Source organism: Pseudarthrobacter naphthalenicus, from assembly GCF_029076445.1.
Lineage (GTDB): Bacteria > Actinomycetota > Actinomycetes > Actinomycetales > Micrococcaceae > Arthrobacter > Arthrobacter naphthalenicus.
Genome location: NZ_JARESG010000002.1, coordinates 220,404 through 235,496, shown reverse-complemented (window position 1 = coordinate 235,496; position 15,093 = coordinate 220,404). Strand labels below are relative to the sequence as shown.

At 64.3% G+C, this 15,093-nt stretch carries 14 protein-coding genes; 12 read left to right on the top strand and 2 right to left on the bottom strand.

Annotation, left to right across the window (positions count from 1 at the left end; all coding sequences use genetic code 11):
• Nucleotides 1-30: 30 nt before the first annotated feature.
• From PY310_RS03075 to PY310_RS03035, 9 genes are all read left to right on the top strand, one after another.
• Entirely contained in the window at nucleotides 31-1,035 is a 1,005-nt protein-coding gene (locus PY310_RS03075) for a branched-chain amino acid ABC transporter permease (protein ID WP_275212684.1), read from the top strand.
• Nucleotides 1,032-2,288 carry a branched-chain amino acid ABC transporter permease gene (locus PY310_RS03070; RefSeq protein ID WP_275212683.1) on the top strand — a complete coding sequence of 419 codons (1,257 nt, stop codon included), beginning with the start codon at nucleotides 1,032-1,034 and terminating at the stop codon, nucleotides 2,286-2,288. The genes PY310_RS03075 and PY310_RS03070 overlap by 4 nt, the downstream gene beginning before the upstream one ends.
• On the top strand, nucleotides 2,285-3,217 hold the full coding sequence (locus PY310_RS03065) for an ABC transporter ATP-binding protein (RefSeq protein WP_419095443.1): 933 nt from the start codon (nucleotides 2,285-2,287) through the stop codon (nucleotides 3,215-3,217). Before PY310_RS03070 ends, PY310_RS03065 begins: the two co-directional genes overlap by 4 nt.
• Complete coding sequence (locus PY310_RS03060; protein WP_275212681.1) at nucleotides 3,204-3,917, top strand: ABC transporter ATP-binding protein; 714 nt, start codon at nucleotides 3,204-3,206, stop codon at nucleotides 3,915-3,917. The genes PY310_RS03065 and PY310_RS03060 overlap by 14 nt, the downstream gene beginning before the upstream one ends.
• A gap of 133 nt (nucleotides 3,918-4,050) precedes the next feature.
• Complete coding sequence (locus PY310_RS03055) at nucleotides 4,051-4,959, top strand: Bax inhibitor-1/YccA family protein (RefSeq protein ID WP_275212680.1); 909 nt, start codon at nucleotides 4,051-4,053, stop codon at nucleotides 4,957-4,959.
• Nucleotides 4,960-5,145: 186 nt separating this feature from the next.
• Nucleotides 5,146-6,105: an aldose 1-epimerase family protein gene (locus PY310_RS03050; RefSeq protein ID WP_275212679.1), complete on the top strand. Its 960-nt coding sequence runs from the start codon at nucleotides 5,146-5,148 to the stop codon at nucleotides 6,103-6,105.
• A 40-nt stretch (nucleotides 6,106-6,145) separates the two neighbouring features.
• Nucleotides 6,146-7,411, top strand: a complete 1,266-nt coding sequence (locus PY310_RS03045; protein WP_275212678.1) for an AI-2E family transporter — start codon at nucleotides 6,146-6,148, stop codon at nucleotides 7,409-7,411.
• A gap of 47 nt (nucleotides 7,412-7,458) precedes the next feature.
• Entirely contained in the window at nucleotides 7,459-8,697 is a 1,239-nt protein-coding gene (gene ilvA / locus PY310_RS03040) for a threonine ammonia-lyase (protein WP_275212677.1), read from the top strand.
• Between the two features lie 8 nt (nucleotides 8,698-8,705).
• The gene (locus tag PY310_RS03035; RefSeq protein ID WP_275212676.1) at nucleotides 8,706-9,323 is read left to right on the top strand and encodes a rhomboid family intramembrane serine protease; all 618 of its coding nucleotides are present in this window, start codon (nucleotides 8,706-8,708) and stop codon (nucleotides 9,321-9,323) included.
• Nucleotides 9,324-9,374: 51 nt separating this feature from the next.
• Here the strand turns inward: PY310_RS03035 and greA are convergent, their stop codons facing one another.
• The gene (greA, locus tag PY310_RS03030; RefSeq protein ID WP_275212674.1) at nucleotides 9,375-9,869 is read right to left on the bottom strand and encodes a transcription elongation factor GreA; all 495 of its coding nucleotides are present in this window, start codon (nucleotides 9,867-9,869) and stop codon (nucleotides 9,375-9,377) included.
• Between the two features lie 153 nt (nucleotides 9,870-10,022).
• Nucleotides 10,023-10,478, bottom strand: coding sequence for a DUF4307 domain-containing protein (locus PY310_RS03025; RefSeq protein ID WP_275212673.1), 456 nt, complete (start codon nucleotides 10,476-10,478; stop codon nucleotides 10,023-10,025).
• A 179-nt stretch (nucleotides 10,479-10,657) separates the two neighbouring features.
• On the opposite strand from PY310_RS03025, the gene mca reads away from it, so the two are divergent.
• The 3 genes from mca (at nucleotide 10,658) to PY310_RS03010 (ending at nucleotide 15,009) form a co-directional block, all read left to right on the top strand.
• Nucleotides 10,658-11,563: a mycothiol conjugate amidase Mca gene (gene mca, locus PY310_RS03020; protein ID WP_275212672.1), complete on the top strand. Its 906-nt coding sequence runs from the start codon at nucleotides 10,658-10,660 to the stop codon at nucleotides 11,561-11,563.
• A 114-nt stretch (nucleotides 11,564-11,677) separates the two neighbouring features.
• Nucleotides 11,678-12,004 carry a hypothetical protein gene (locus PY310_RS03015; RefSeq protein ID WP_275212671.1) on the top strand — a complete coding sequence of 109 codons (327 nt, stop codon included), beginning with the start codon at nucleotides 11,678-11,680 and terminating at the stop codon, nucleotides 12,002-12,004.
• A 389-nt stretch (nucleotides 12,005-12,393) separates the two neighbouring features.
• A complete protein-coding gene (locus tag PY310_RS03010) occupies nucleotides 12,394-15,009 on the top strand; it encodes a rhomboid family intramembrane serine protease (RefSeq protein ID WP_275212670.1) in 2,616 nt (871 codons plus the stop codon).
• Nucleotides 15,010-15,093: the final 84 nt, after the last annotated feature.

Here is a 15,093-nt window from a genome sequence, read left to right as displayed (position 1 = left end):
TCCTGACCTAACGCCTGACAGGAAGTCCTGATGCTCCCACTCCTCGTCCACCTGCCGCTGGAAAACGACTGGATCTCTTTCGACGTCCCGTCCCTCATGGAGAATTTCTGGAGCGCAACGTTTGACGGCCTGACGTTCGGTGCGATATACGCACTCGTGGCGTTGGGCTACACGTTGGTCTACGGCGTCCTGAATCTCATCAACTTTGCGCACTCGGAAGTATTCATCGTGGGCTGCTACGCAGTCTTCTTCACCCTCAGCGGCTTGGGCTTCGGCCCGTCGGTCCCGCGGCTGGACATCTGGGCCATCATCCTGAACCTCATCCTTGCCCTGGTGGTGGCCATGGTTGCGTCCGCCCTGACGGCTTTCGTCCTTGAGCGCGTGGCCTACAAGCCGCTCCGGAAGCGAAATGCCCCGCGCCTCGTCTTCCTGATTACCGCCATCGGAGCATCGTTCACCATCCAGTACCTGATCTACCTGTGGCGCGGTCCCAGCCCGGAGCTGGCACTGACCATGTTCCGGCCCACCCCCATCTTCGATGTCTTCGGAACCATCGTGGATTCCCAGCAGCTGGTCATCATCATCGCCGCCGTGATCATGATGGTGGCAACCGAGCGCTTTATCCGGAAATCGCGGACCGGCCGCGGCATCCGTGCCGTAGCCCAGGACCCTGACACCGCGACGCTCATGGGCGTCAATAAAGAACGCATCATCATCACCACCTTTGTGATCGGTGGCCTGCTTGCCGGAGCCGCAGCACTGTTCTACGTTATGAAAATCCCCTCCGGGGTGCAGTACAGCGGCGGCTTCGTTCTGGGCATCAAGGCGTTCGCAGCCGCTGTCCTGGGCGGCATCGGCAATGTCCGGGGTGCGCTCCTGGGCGGTCTGCTCCTGGGCCTCATCGGCAACTATGGCCAGATCCTGCTCGGAAATTCGCAATGGACCGACGTGGTGGCCTTCGTGGTCCTGGTCCTGGTCCTCCTGCTGCGACCGCAGGGAATTCTCGGCACTGCCCTGGGAAGGAGCAAAGCATGAGCATGATAGACGGACCCACCCCGCTTCCGGAGGCAGCATCGGCCCAGGCCGCGGCGGAACGCGAGGCCGAAACCATCGGACCCGGAAGCAGCGTCACGCCGGAAAAGCGCGGCCGCCGCGGGATTTTCGGATCCTGGGGCGAGCGGTGGAATGCCCTGTCCCGCCAACAGCAGTGGGCGTTCCTTATTGTGGTCGTGGTCCTGGCCTACCTGCTGCCGCTCATCAACCCGCCCATCATCACCACAGAGCCGGGCAACAACTTCGCCCTGGCCTGCTTCGACATGGCACGGTTCGCGCTCATCGCCGTCGGACTGAACGTGGTGGTGGGCTACGCCGGCCTGCTGGACCTTGGGTATGTGGCCTTCTTCGCCGTTGGATCCTACTGCGCAGCCATGCTGACCAGCCCGGACTCGCCGTTCCTGCACATCCCGTACCTGTGGACCATCCCGGTTGCCATGGCCGTGACCATGTTCTTTGGCGTGGTCCTGGGCGTTCCCACCCTCCGGCTACGCGGCGACTACCTGGCGATCGTCACCCTGGGGTTCGGCGAGATTGTCCGCATCCTTGCCACGCTCATTCCGGCCATGAAGGGCCAGGTGGGGTTTCAGAATGTGGGCCATCCTCCTGGCACCGAGGCTGACGGCACCCCCATCTTTTCCAACTCCAACGGCGTGCCTTGGTACTGGCTGACACTGACCATCATCATCATCATCACGCTGCTGGTGGGCAACCTTGAGCGCAGCCGCGTGGGCCGCGCCTGGATTGCCATCCGGGAGGATGAGGACGCAGCAGAAATCATGGGCGTGCCCACGTTCAAATACAAGGTGTGGGCGTTCGCCATCGGGGCGGCCATCGGCGGACTCTCCGGGGCCCTGTTTGCGGGCCAGGTGGGGTTCGTGAACAACCAGAAATTCGACGTCACCACCTCCATCCTGTTCCTTGCCGCGGTGGTCCTCGGCGGGGCAGGCAACAAGGTCGGAGCTATTCTCGGCGGCGCCCTGGTGAGCTACATTCCGTTGCGCTTTACCGCGATCGCGGAATACAAGTACCTCATTTTCGGCATCGCCCTGGTCCTCATTATGATCTTCCGATCCCAGGGCCTGCTGCCCGCCCGGCAGCGGCTGCTCGCCTATGGGCGGACGGCCTACAACAAGATAGCCAGCAAGGAAGGTGCCGGCCCGTCATCGCCCGCCGCGCCACCCGGGGCCGGTGCACGGCCCGGACCGGCCAGTGAGAAAGGAGCACAGGCATGAGCGAGCAGAACGCCACGGGCGGAGCGAAGCATGCGGCGGCAACGGAAGCGGGGGTACAGCCCGGACCTGATGTGGCAGCACTGGCCGATGCGGGGGTTGAGGTGGAGCTTGCCGAAATGGTGGCGCCGGACCGGGAGATCACCGCCAAAGTGGGCGAGAACATCGTGGAGGTGAAAAACCTCACCATCAAGTTCGGCGGGCTGGTGGCGCTGGACAACATCAGCTTCGACATCAAGCGGGGAGAGATCCTTGGGCTGATCGGGCCCAACGGAGCCGGTAAGACCACCTGCTTCAACGCCATGACCGGGGTGTACAAGCCCACCAGCGGACAGGTGGTCCTCGAAGGCCAGGTCATCAACGGGCTGAAGCAGCACAAGATCACCAGGCTGGGGCTTTCACGCACGTTCCAGAACATCCGCCTCTTCGGCGAGATGACAGCCCTGGAAAACGTCGTGGTCGGCCTGGACGCCCGCCACCGCACCAGCGTCGGCGGTGCGCTGCTGAGGTTGCCCACCCACATCAGGGAGGAAAAATCGGCGATCGAACGCGGCATGGCCCTGCTCGATTTTGTGGGGATTGCCGACCACGCGCACTTTCTGTCCCGCCACCTTCCCTACGGGTATCAGCGCCGCCTGGAGATCGCCCGGGCGCTGGCCACGGATCCAAAGGTCCTGTGCCTGGACGAGCCGGCCGCAGGCTTCAACCCGGCGGAAAAGGAAGAGTTGATGGCCCTGATCCGGACCATCCGCGACGAGGGCTACACGGTGCTGCTCATTGAGCACGATATGAAGCTGGTCATGGGTGTAACGGACCGGATTGTTGTCCTGGAATTCGGCAAGAAGATTGCCGACGGCCTGCCACGGGCCATTCGTGAAGATCCGCGGGTTGTTGCGGCCTACCTGGGGGAGCCCGAAGATGACGTTGCTTGAAGTTGAAGGGATTTCTGTCCACTACGGGCGCATCCGCGCCATCCGGGACATGTCCTTCACGGTCAACGAGGGGGAAGTGGTTTCCCTGATCGGCGCCAACGGGGCCGGTAAGACAACCACAATGAAAACCATCTCCGGAATCCTTAACCCCTCGGCCGGCAAGATCACCTTTGCCGGGGAGGACATCACCAGGATGAAGGCGCATATCCGGGTGGTCCGCGGTATTTCCCAGGCCCCGGAGGGTCGCGGGATCTTCCCCGGAATGACGGTTATGGAAAATTTGGACATGGGAACCTTCGGCAGGAAGGACAGAAGCGGCGTGCCGCAGGATCTGGAGCGGGTGTTTGACCTCTTTCCCCGCCTGAAGGAACGGATCAAACAGTACGGCGGCACCATGTCCGGCGGCGAGCAGCAGATGCTGGCGATCGGCCGGGCCCTGATGTCCGATCCCAAACTGCTTCTCCTTGACGAGCCCTCCATGGGACTGGCACCGCAGTTCATCCGCCAGATTTTCAAGATCATCAAGGAGATCAACAACCAGGGGACCACGGTTCTGATGGTCGAACAGAACGCCAACCAGGCACTGGCCGGCGCCCACCGCGCCTTCGTCCTGGAGACGGGCGAGATCACCCACAGCGGCACCGGGAAGGAGCTGCTGGCGAATCCGGCCATCAAGGAGGCGTACCTGGGCGTGGGCTGAAAGCGGGCCGGCCGGATCACGGTTGGGTCTCGAGCCATCTGAAGAGGGAACTTATCGCTGCCCGGGTGCGTGGTAATTGGTAACGTGAACCTTAAAGGTTCAGAATCAACCCCTTACTTGGAGGACACCAGCAATGGCACTTGGCGGAAACCCGATCTTCAACGGAAAGAACTTCCGTGGAGCAACGCAGGCACCGCGTGTCCCGCAGGCGCCTTACGGGCAGGGCCAGTACGGTCAGCAGCCCTATGGACAGCAGGCCTTCGGCCGTGCTCCCGGCCAGGTCATGGATGGCCAGGCCGGTTACGCCCAGCAGGGCATGACCACCGAACAACTGCAGCAGATGTACAACCAGCCCGCTGCGGGTCCGGCCGACACCGGCCGGATGACGTTCGACGACGTCATCGTCAAGACTGCCGCCTGCCTCGGTGTCCTTCTGGTGGGGGCCGCCGTCACCATGTTCGTCAGCATGGGGCTTGCCAGCATGCTGATGATTGTCGGTGCGCTGGGCGGTTTCGTTCTGGCGATGGTGAACACCTTCAAGAAGCAGCCCTCACCGGCCCTGATCCTCGCCTACGCCGGGCTGGAAGGCCTGTTCCTCGGCGGTCTAACCCGCGTGCTGGACACGATGTACCCGGGCGTGGGCCTGCAGGCCGTCATTGGCACGCTGTCCGTGTTTGCCGTGACCCTGGTCCTGTTCAAGAGCGGGAAGGTCCGCGCGACACCCAAGGCCATGCGCTTCTTTATGATCGCCATGGTGGGTTACGCGCTCTTCTCTGTGGTCAACCTCGTCATGATGCTGACCGGTCTGACCACCGAACCGTTCGGTCTCCGCAGCGGCGTCATCGGCGTGGCCATCGGCGTCCTCGCCATCGGCCTGGCGGCGTTCTCCCTGGTCATGGACTTCACCAGCATTGAGGCCGGCGTCAGGAACGGCGCCCCGCAGCGGTTCTCCTGGACCGCGGCGTTCGGTCTGACTGTCACCCTGGTGTGGCTGTACGTGGAAATCATCCGCCTCCTGGCCATTCTGCGGGGCGACGACTAGCACCCGGGCGGGATACCGCCGTCGTCAGAACCCACCACTACGGGAGGGCTCCCGCACAGTGCCGCGCGCACGTGCGGGAGCCCTGTCGTTTTTGGTACCCGGCCGTGAGGGTTCGGGCGAACCCTTGCAGGGCGTGGGGTGTTTCGCCGTGGCAGCAGCCGTGAGAGCCCCTGTACGGTGGTGCTCATGACCTCCAGTACAGCCCCGGACGCCAGCGTTGCCTCCGGGCCCCATAAATATGCCACGGGCCGTCAGTATGAGATCCGCAGGGCTGATGCCCTTGCGGTGGTCACCGAACTGGCGGCCGGGCTCCGGCTGTACAGCCGCGGCGGTGTGCAACTCACGGAGACGTATGGGGATGCCGAAATTTCTCCCGGAGCCGCCGGAATCACTCTGGCCCCCTGGGCAAACAGGGTAGAGGACGGGATCTGGTACCTCAACGGCAAGAAGCAGCAGCTCGACATCACCGAGGTTTCGCGGAACAACGCCAGCCACGGGCTGCTCCGCAACTCCGCCTACAACCTCGTTGATGAGTCGCAGTATTCGGTGACCCTGGAGGCGACGGTGTTCCCCCAGCACGGTTATCCCTTCCTGGTCCGGCACCGCGTGCAGTACCTGCTGACGGAGGATCTGGGCCTGGAAGTCAGGCAGACCCTGATCAACGACTCCGCCGTCCCCGCGCCGTTCGTGCTGGGGGCGCACCCGTACCTGCGGCTGGGTGACGCGGACGTGGAGAACCTGGTCCTGACTGTCGCTGCGGAAAGCCGCCTGGTGGCGGATGCGCGGCTGATTCCGCGCAGCTCGGAGCCGGTCAGCGGGGACAGCGACTTCCGCGCGGGCCAGCGGGTCGGGGACCTTGACATTGATGTGGCACTGACTGACCTGACGTTCGACGGCGGTGCGGCGCGCCACACGCTCTCGGCCGCCGACGGGCGCAGTGTGTCGCTGTGGCAGGACGAAGCGTGCGGCTACGTGCACGTTTTTGTGACAACCGAACTGCCGGGGCGGTCCAAGGCCGTCGCCATCGAACCCATGACCGGTCCCGCCAACGCCTTCAACTCCGGCGACGGACTGCGGTGGCTGCCGGCGGACGGGTCCTTCACCATGACCTGGGGGATCGATGCCGTGTTGGACGGTGCCGGGTAGTCGTTTCGCATAAGGGCCGGAGCTGAGGAAGTATTAGGTTATGACGCCAGCTGAGGACGCCACCCCATCCACTTCAATGCCGCCGCGCATCCGGGCGGACCGGGAGCTCGAGCAGGACATTCCCTACGGGGTCCGCATCGCGGCCTCGTGGGCCTGGCGCGTCGGGCTCATCCTGGTGGTGGGCGGCGCCCTGATCTGGCTGCTCAGCCGGATCAGCTTCCTGATCATTCCGGTCATGGTGGCAGCGCTCCTTGCCGGGCTGCTGAGCCCCGTGGTGCGCTGGTTGCGCAGCAAACGGCTGCCGAACGGTGCCGCCGTGGCCATCACCGTGCTCGGCTTCCTAGGCCTGATCGTGGGTGCGCTTGCCCTCGTTGGACGTCAATTGATTTCGGGCTTCGACGAACTGTGGTCCCAGGCCCTGGCAGGCGTGCAACAGATCCAGGACTGGCTCGCCGACGGACCGCTTCACCTCACGGCGGACCAGATCGACCAGTACCTTAAGGAAGCCACCTCTGCCCTGCAAAACAACAGCAGCAGCATCCTCAGCGGAGCGCTGTCCTTCGGCAGCACGGCCGGGCACTTCGCCGCAGGCCTGGTGCTGGCCCTTTTCATCCTCATATTCTTCCTGCTGGAGGGCGACCGGATCTGGGCCTTCATTGTGCGGCTGCTGCCGAAGAAGGCCCGCGCCGCCGCGTTCGGCGCAGGACGCAAAGGCTGGGCCTCCATGGTCAGCTATGCGCGGATCCAGATGTTTGTCGCCTTCGTGGACGCGGTGGGGATCGGCGTGGGAGCCGCCATTATCGGGGTTCCGCTGGCCCTGCCGCTGAGCGTACTCGTGTTCATTGGTTCGTTCATCCCGGTGGTCGGCGCACTCGTTACCGGCGCCATCGCCGTCCTGCTGGCGCTCGTGGCCAACGGCCCGGTCAACGCCCTGATCATGCTGGCCATCGTGCTCCTGGTCCAGCAGCTGGAGAGCCACATCCTGCAACCCTTGGTCATGGGCAAGGCTGTATCCCTGCATCCGGTGGCGGTCATCCTCAGTGTGGCGGCCGGATCTTACCTGGCAGGCATCCCCGGGGCGCTGTTCTCAGTGCCTATTCTTGCCGTAGCAAACACCGCAATTCGATACATCGCTGCCAGAACGTGGGAACATGAACAAGTGCTGGTAACCCCCGAAGGGCCAGTGACGCTTGGCCCGGACACTGATGACACCATCAGGGAAGTCCGGCCGCCGGACGTCCGGTCCTTCCGTGGCGAGGAGGCCGCAGCCAGCACAGACGCATCCAATCCGGAGGGCAAGGCCTGACCAGCCTGCCGGCCGCCGGAGCCGAACCCACCCAAGGAGAACAGTCCGTGAACACCCTCGATACCCTTCCCGTCACGCTGGACGATGTCCTTGAGGCGCAGAAGCTGCTCGACGGGATTATTACGCGGACACCGGTGGAATCATCACGGGCCCTCGGGAGCATGGTGGGCGGCGAGGTCTTTTTCAAATGTGAAAACCTGCAGCGGGCCGGTTCCTTCAAGGTCCGCGGCGCCTACGTGCGGATGGCAAAGCTGTCCGCTGAGGAGAAAAAGCGCGGCGTTGTGGCCGCATCGGCTGGTAACCACGCCCAGGGCGTGGCTGTGGCGGCCAAAGCACTCGGCATCAAGGCCCGCATCTACATGCCCCTGGGCGTGGCGCTGCCCAAGCTGGCCGCCACCCGCAGCCACGGCGCCGAGGTGGTACTCCACGGGCACAACGTGGACGAGGCCCTTGCCGAGGCGCAGCGCTATGCGGACGAATCCGGCATGGTCTTTGTGCACCCCTTCGACAACGTTGATGTGGTGTCCGGCCAGGGCACTGTTGGGCTGGAAATCCTGGAACAAATCCCCAACGTGGACACCATCCTGATGGGCGTCGGCGGCGGCGGGCTGCTCGCCGGCGTGGCCGTGGCCGTCAAGGAAAGAGCCCGCGAACTGGGCCGTGAGATCCGCATCATTGGCGTGCAGGCTGAAAACGCCGCGGCCTATCCGCCGTCCCTGGCCGCTGACGCGCTGGTTCCGCTGAAGAAAGTCTCCACCATGGCTGACGGCATCGCCGTGGGCCGCCCCGGCCAGCTGCCGTTCAGCATCATCCGCGAACTGGTGGATGACGTGGTTACCGTGAGTGAGGATTCGCTGGCGCGTGCCCTGATCTTCCTGCTGGAACGGGCAAAGCTGGTGGTGGAACCCGCGGGGGCTGTCGGGGTGGCCGCGCTGATGGACGGAAAGATCGAAAACCCCGGCACCACGGCGGTGATCCTGTCCGGCGGCAATATCGACCCGATGCTGATGCTCAAGGTCATCCAGCGCGGCCTGTCCGCCGCCGGCCGGTACATGACCGTGAGGATGATGCTCGATGACCGGCCGGGCTCGCTGGCGACGATCGCCCGAATCATTGCCGAAAACGATGCCAACGTCACCGGGCTGGACCACACCCGGGTGGGCGGCTCAATCAGCATGGGCGACGTCTCCATCACCGTTAACCTCGAGACCAAGGGCCACGAACATTGTGAACAGGTCCTGGGCGCCCTCCGCGCCGAGGGCTTTCAGCCGATTGTGGTGCATTAGGAGCGGCCATGCTGGATGCGATGGGGGACGGGCGACCGAGGAGCAGGCAGACCACCGCTTCGCGCGCCAAGGGCGGGCTGCTGGTCTCCGGCGGCTTTGTGTTCCTGCTCTTTGTCATCGAAGTGGTCAATATGCTGACCCTCCACGCCCTGAACAGGACCTTTGGCCTGCGGCCCAGGTCACTTGACGGGCTCCTGGATATCTTCACTTTCCCGCTCCTGCACGCCAACATGAACCATCTCCTCTCCAACGCCCTTCCGCTGGTCATTTTCGGCTTCCTGGTCTTCCTCTCGGGGCTGCGGGTGTTCCTGACTGCGTTGGCATTCAGCTGGCTGGGTTCCGGCCTGACGGTCTGGATGATTGGCGACGGCGGCATCACCGTGGGAGCCTCAGGCCTGGTGTTCGGGCTGTTCGCCTTCCTCCTGGTCCGTGGTTTCTTCAACGGCAGCTGGCGCCAAATCCTGCTCGCCGTGGTTCTGTTTATGGTCTACGGCGGCATCCTGCTGGGCGTCCTGCCAGTCATGGGCGGCTTCGTCTCCTGGCAGGCTCACCTCGGCGGGGCGGTGGGCGGGGTGGCTGCTGCCCTTCTGCTGCGGCCCAGGGAAACCAAAACGCCGGCCCCCTGACGGGGACCGGCGTTGAAGCTGAGCTGCGTTTGAGGCTGAAGCGGGTGGAAATCAGCCTTTGTACGGCTTGGCGGAGATGATCTCCACCGAAATGTCCTTGCCGTTCGGAGCGGTGTAGCTGAGGGTCTCGCCCTCTTTGTGACCGACGATTGCGGCACCAAGGGGCGACTTCTCGCTGAATACATCCAGGTCAGAGTCGCCGGCGATTTCACGGGATCCCAGCAGGAACGTCTCTTCATCCCCGGCGATCTTCGCAACTACCAGCATGCCGGGCTCAACGATGCCGTCATCGGCCGGGGCTTCCCCCACGTGGGCATCGCGCAGAAGCACCGTCAGCTGGCGGATCCGGGCTTCAATCTTTCCCTGTTCCTCCTTGGCCGCGTGGTAGCCGCCGTTTTCCTTGAGGTCGCCCTCCTGGCGGGCAGACTCGATCTTCTGGACAATCTCCGCACGGCCTGCGCCGGAAAGGTGGTCCAGCTCTGCCTTCAGGCGGTCAAAAGCTTCCTGGGTGAGCCAGGCTGCAGGCGCGCTGTTGGTGGTAGACACGGACTTCTCCTAATGGTCGAACATGCAAAAGACCCCGCCACGGTGGCCACTTGTGGAACGCAGTAACCAGCTCAGCGGGGTAAAGGGTGTTGCTCCATTGTAGTCAATACTGTGGAGATATCCCAACGGGGATGCGGCGCAGATCACATGATGCTACTTTCCGTCACCCGGAATCCAGCAGTTATCCACCACCCCGGAGACGGACGCTGACTCGGTCCGAACCGCCACCCGCTGCGCCACTGTCCGGCCGCCGTCAGCCGTTTTGTCCGCTTGCCCCGGCGGGATGTCCACCACTTTCCAGCCCACCACGGCGAACTTGGAATCCAGGGCCTTCACTGCGCACTTGACGGCCGTGCCGGGTTCCCTGGTGACCTGGAAATCAACCTCAGCCTGGGTGGCGTCGGGCGTACTGAAGCCAATGTCCTTGAACGTCACCCCCGAAGCAGAGGAGGTGGAGACCCAGGCCATAAAACCGACGCCGGCAGCCAGGAGGGCCACTGCGATGCCGCGTTTGGCCTTGCGGGAAAGGGGCCGCTTTTGACCGCCATAACGATTGACTAGGCTAGTGTCTGCAGGCGGGGACACGGCGGGCTGATCCTGGGACGTCACCAGTCCAGTTTAGTTCGGATCCGGACCGTGCCCGTCCCCGCGGGATCATGCAGCCGGTCCGTGCGTGGGTTGAGGGTGTTTCAGTGCCCGCCTTCCAGTATCAGCCGTCACATGTTCCGCAGCCCGTCAAGCCAAGTGGCCGAAATGCCAGCACCAGAAGAATAAGGAGCCGTCCTTCGATGACAGCGTCCACTCACAGCCCGGCTCCGCTCCGTCTGCTCGCCGTTCATGCGCACCCGGATGACGAGTCCAGCAAGGGTGCCGCCACCATGGCCATGTACGCTGCTGCCGGTGTGGACGTTATGGTGGCCACCTGTACGGATGGCTCCCGCGGAGATATCCAGAACCCTGCGGTGGAGGGGGACCCCCATCCAAAACGGGACATGGCGGGTGCCCGGCGGCTGGAGATGAATCAGGCCGCCAAGATCCTGGGCATCAAGCAGCGCTGGCTGGGGTTCATGGATTCGGGGCTGCCCGAGGGCGACCCGTTGCCGCCCTTGCCGCCCGGCTCGTTCGCGTTGCAGCCGCTGCCGCGCGCCGCGGCGCCCCTGGTGCGGCTGGTCCGGGACTTCAAGCCGCATGTCATGGTCAGCTATGACGAAAACGGGGGATACCCGCACCCGGACCACATCATGGCCCACCGCGTGGCCGTGGAGGCCTTCGCCGCTGCCGGTGACCCCGACCGGTACCCGGGGACGGGCCCGGCCTGGCAGCCCAGCAAGCTCTACTACGACCGCGCCTTCAACCCGGCACGGTTCCGTGCCTTGCACTTTGCCCTCGAGGAAGCCGGGCTGCAGTCCCCGTACGCGGAGCGCCTGGCCGCGTGGCTCGAAGCCGACGCCGAGGGTCATACCCCGCCGCCGGGCGGCCACCCCACCACTACCCAGATTGATTGCGGCGACTACTTTGAGGCGCGCGACGACGCGCTGCGGGCCCACCGTACCCAGGTGGATCCGCTGGGGTTCTTCTTTGCCGTGTCGGCTGACATGCAACGCCGGGTGTGGCCGTGGGAAGACTACTCGCTAATCGAAACCAAGGTTCCGGCCACCTTCCCGGAAAAGGATCTGTTCGCCGGGCTAAGATAGATGCGGCAGATTATTCTATGCCGTGTAGAAGAGCAGTGGGATGTTCCCGGGTCCGGCGGGCCCGGGTGCGGAAACCGCCGCCGGCTGCCACCAGTTTCCATAGAAGGTTAAACCGTGCATTACTTGCTCCTGGCTCTGGCCACCACACCCACGCCCATGCCCACGCCAAGTCTGCGGGAAGGCATTTCCGAGGACCAGGTCACTCCGGGGCTGTTGGGCTTCATCATGACGGCCTTTTTTGTCCTTGCCACCGCCTTGCTGATTGTGGACATGGTGCGGCGCATCCGCCGGGTCCGGTACCGGGGCCAGGTGGAAGAAGAGCGCCAGGCAGCAGCCGAGGCGGCAGACATTGAGGCGGCGGACCTTGAAGCGGGTGAGGTCCGGCAGCCTGTGGATCACCGCCGCCAACCCGCCGAGGATCGTTCCGACACACCGGAATAGGCCCGGCCGAACTGACCAGCCCTCCGCTCCCGGCCGCAAACCGCGTAGACCCCCGGGAACGCCCGCCCACGGCCCGCACCAGTCTCCGGTTGAGGGCGGCAGGTATTGGTTCCGCAAGGAACGAGTATCGCCTACTCGTGCGATAAGGGGTCGCCTGGTCGTTCACTAGGGGGTACCGGCGAGGCGGGAGCCCTTCCGTGCACAGGCCATCTCCCAGCCCCGCCAGAGCCAAACGCGCCTTAAAAGGAATATCCGTGACGTTTTTTGAGTCCGTGGACGCCCGCGTCCGGTGGATGAGGAAGCCGTGATGCGCGCATAGCACGACGTCCGGTCCGGACCGTGGTCCTGGCCGGGCAGCCAGTCGGGGGTCCATGAAAGGAGCGCCGCACGTGCAGACATTGTGGCGCACGGCCGCGACCCGCCGCCCGGCGCTCCGGCACTTCCATGGCCTCATACGCACGGCCCCGGTTACGTTGGGTTTCGTCGCCGTCTTCTGGGCGGCCGGTGCACTGTCTTTCAGCCTCTTTTCCGGACCGGCCCGTGCGCTCCGTTCGCAGGTGGCTGCCACCGCGCATTCAATCGCGCCGCACTGGTGGACTCTGCTCACGTCAGCGTTCTGGGAAAGGAACCTGGCGGGCTACGTTGTGGCAACCATTTTGGTGCTCGGGGTCGGTATCCCCTTGGAGCGGCGGATGGGAAGCCTCCGATTTGCTGCGTCCGCCTTGTTATTTCAGGTCCTGGGTATTGCCGCGGCCGTTGGTTTTGTGACCGTTGTCCGGGCTGTGATGGGGAGCTGGGCGCGGGAAATGAGCGGCCACCATTTTATCGGTCCCAGTGCATTCATTGCCGGAATCGGCATCGCCGCAACGACGGCGATGCCCACTCTTTGGCGGCGGCGGATTCGCGTGGTGGTCTTCGCCCTACTGTTGCTGCTGGCCCTCTACAGCGGAGGATTCGCCGATCTGGTGCGGCTCGCTGCGGCCTGTGCGGGAGCAGTTCTGGGACCGCTTATGGTCCGGCGGCGGACCCATCTCGCGCGCCCGGTCAGTTCCCGGCACGAAGGCCGGGTCCTGATAGGGCTTCTCGTGGCGGTCTCGGCGGTGGGGCCCGTGGTGGCCGGTTTGGTTCCGCACGCGGCCGGTCCTTTGTCCGTCCTGCGGTTCCTCTTCACCAACATCCAGCCGGTGGATCCCGATTCGCTTCAGATCCTGTGCAGCGACCCGGGTCAGGGCAAGGCATGTGCTTCAGCCCGGCTTCAACAGCGCGCCGGCGCCGGCGGCATCTTCATGGCGATCCTTCCCTCATTTCTGCTGCTGTTGCTCGCGGATGGCCTGAGGCGCGGACGGCGGTTCGCCTGGGCCGCGTCGGTGCTGATTCAGCTCAGTCTGTCCGTCCTGGCGGTCATCACCATCACCGGAATCCTTCAGCATTCGACGCCGGACACCCGCGCCGCCGGCGGGATCGGTGCCGCCGTGGGAAGAAGCGCATCTCTGCACCCGATCACTGCGCTGTTGCCCCTTCTGCTGCCCCTGGTTTTGACCGTCCTGTTGCTCATGACCCGAAAGCTTTTCCCCGTCGCCGCCCCGCCAGGCACCTATCGCCGCCTCGGCATTCGCCTTGCTGGCACGGCAGCTGTCCTGGGCAGCGTGTACGTCGGCGCAGGGCTTGCCCTGGCCCAGGATTTCTCCCCGGTTCCAGATCCGGCTGAGCTGCTTGCCAACGTTCCGGACAGGTTTCTTCCCCTGGCCTACATCGTGGGCGTGGCCCCGGCATTCCTTCCCCAGAGCCCGGCCGCGGTCCTGCTGTATGAGGGCGTCGGGGTCATCTTCTGGGCCATCACCGGTGTGCTGATGGTTAAATCCTTCCTGCGTCCGGATCCGGTCCGGAACCGGGGCGCAGACCGTGCCCGTGCCATCCTCACCAAACACGGGGGAGGGTCCTTATCGTGGATGACGATGTGGGCCGGCAACACTTATTGGTTCTCCACCACCAGCGAGACTTTCATTGCCTACCGGGTCATCTCAGGAGTCGCGCTGACACTCGGTGGGCCGGTCGGGCCGGAAACCGGCAACGGAAAGGCGCTCGCCGATTTTGCCAGGCTATGCCGTGAGCAAGGATGGACTCCGTGCTTCTACTCCGTGGACAGGACCATGCGGGATCATGCGGCTTCGCTCGGATGGGACGCGGTGCAGGTGGCCCAGGAGACCGTTCTTCCCCTGGATTCGGTGTCCTTCCAAGGAAAAAAATTCCAGGACATCCGTACCGCGATGAACAACGCGGCTAAAGCGGGCGTCCGGGCGGAATGGATAACCTACAGCACCGCTCCGCTGACCATCCAGGCGCAAATCCAGGAGATTTCCGAGGAATGGGTCGCGGACAAAAAAATACCGGAAATGGGCTTTACCCTGGGAAGCCTCGACGAACTCAAAGACCCCGAGGTCCGGTGCCTGATCGCCGTCGACGATCATCATCTTGTTCACGCACTCGCCTCCTGGCTGCCGGTCTACCGGAACGGAAACATCATTGGCTGGACCCTGGACTTCATGCGCCGCCGCAGCAACGGCTTCCGCCCCGCCACCGAATTTCTCATCGCTTCCGCCGTGCTCAGCCTCAAGAAGGAAGGCTATGAGTACATCAGCCTTTCGGGGGCGCCGCTGGCCTGGGCCAGCGCCGACGACCCCCGCCCAACCACCGCCGCGCCGCCCGGGGCAGGAGGCCTGGAACGGTTGCTCAACTGGTTGGGTGCGACCCTGGAACCGATCTACGGCTTCAGGTCGCTGCTGGCCTTCAAAGCCAAATTCCAGCCCCGGTACGTGCCGCTGTACATGCTTTACCCCGACGCCGCCGCCCTCCCCACCATCGCCAACGCCGTCACGCGCGCCTACCTCCCGACGGTCACCCTCGGAGAAAGCCTGACACTGGCGCGCCGCATACTGCGGGGCAGTGAGAAGCCTGCGGCCCCTGCCCGTGAAAGTACCCGGCCCGTGAAAGTACCCGGCCCATGAAAGTACCGGGCCCATGAAAGTACCCGGCCCTGAAGCCCGCCTGCTGCCCCCGCAGCCATAGCCCAATCCGCCATCAACTGAACC

Bases quoted from the DNA above. Each gene is read 5' to 3' on its own strand.
- PY310_RS03045 (WP_275212678.1), top strand. From the start codon at position 6,146: ATGACGCCAGCTGAGGACGCCACCCCATCCACTTCAATGCCGCCGCGC.
- PY310_RS03070 (WP_275212683.1), top strand. From the start codon at position 1,032: ATGAGCATGATAGACGGACCCACCCCGCTTCCGGAGGCAGCATCGGCC.
- PY310_RS03035 (WP_275212676.1), top strand. From the start codon at position 8,706: ATGCTGGATGCGATGGGGGACGGGCGACCGAGGAGCAGGCAGACCACC.
- PY310_RS03055 (WP_275212680.1), top strand. From the start codon at position 4,051: ATGGCACTTGGCGGAAACCCGATCTTCAACGGAAAGAACTTCCGTGGA.
- mca (WP_275212672.1), top strand. From the start codon at position 10,658: ATGACAGCGTCCACTCACAGCCCGGCTCCGCTCCGTCTGCTCGCCGTT.
- PY310_RS03060 (WP_275212681.1), top strand. From the start codon at position 3,204: ATGACGTTGCTTGAAGTTGAAGGGATTTCTGTCCACTACGGGCGCATC.
- PY310_RS03050 (WP_275212679.1), top strand. From the start codon at position 5,146: ATGACCTCCAGTACAGCCCCGGACGCCAGCGTTGCCTCCGGGCCCCAT.
- PY310_RS03075 (WP_275212684.1), top strand. From the start codon at position 31: ATGCTCCCACTCCTCGTCCACCTGCCGCTGGAAAACGACTGGATCTCT.
- PY310_RS03065 (WP_419095443.1), top strand. From the start codon at position 2,285: ATGAGCGAGCAGAACGCCACGGGCGGAGCGAAGCATGCGGCGGCAACG.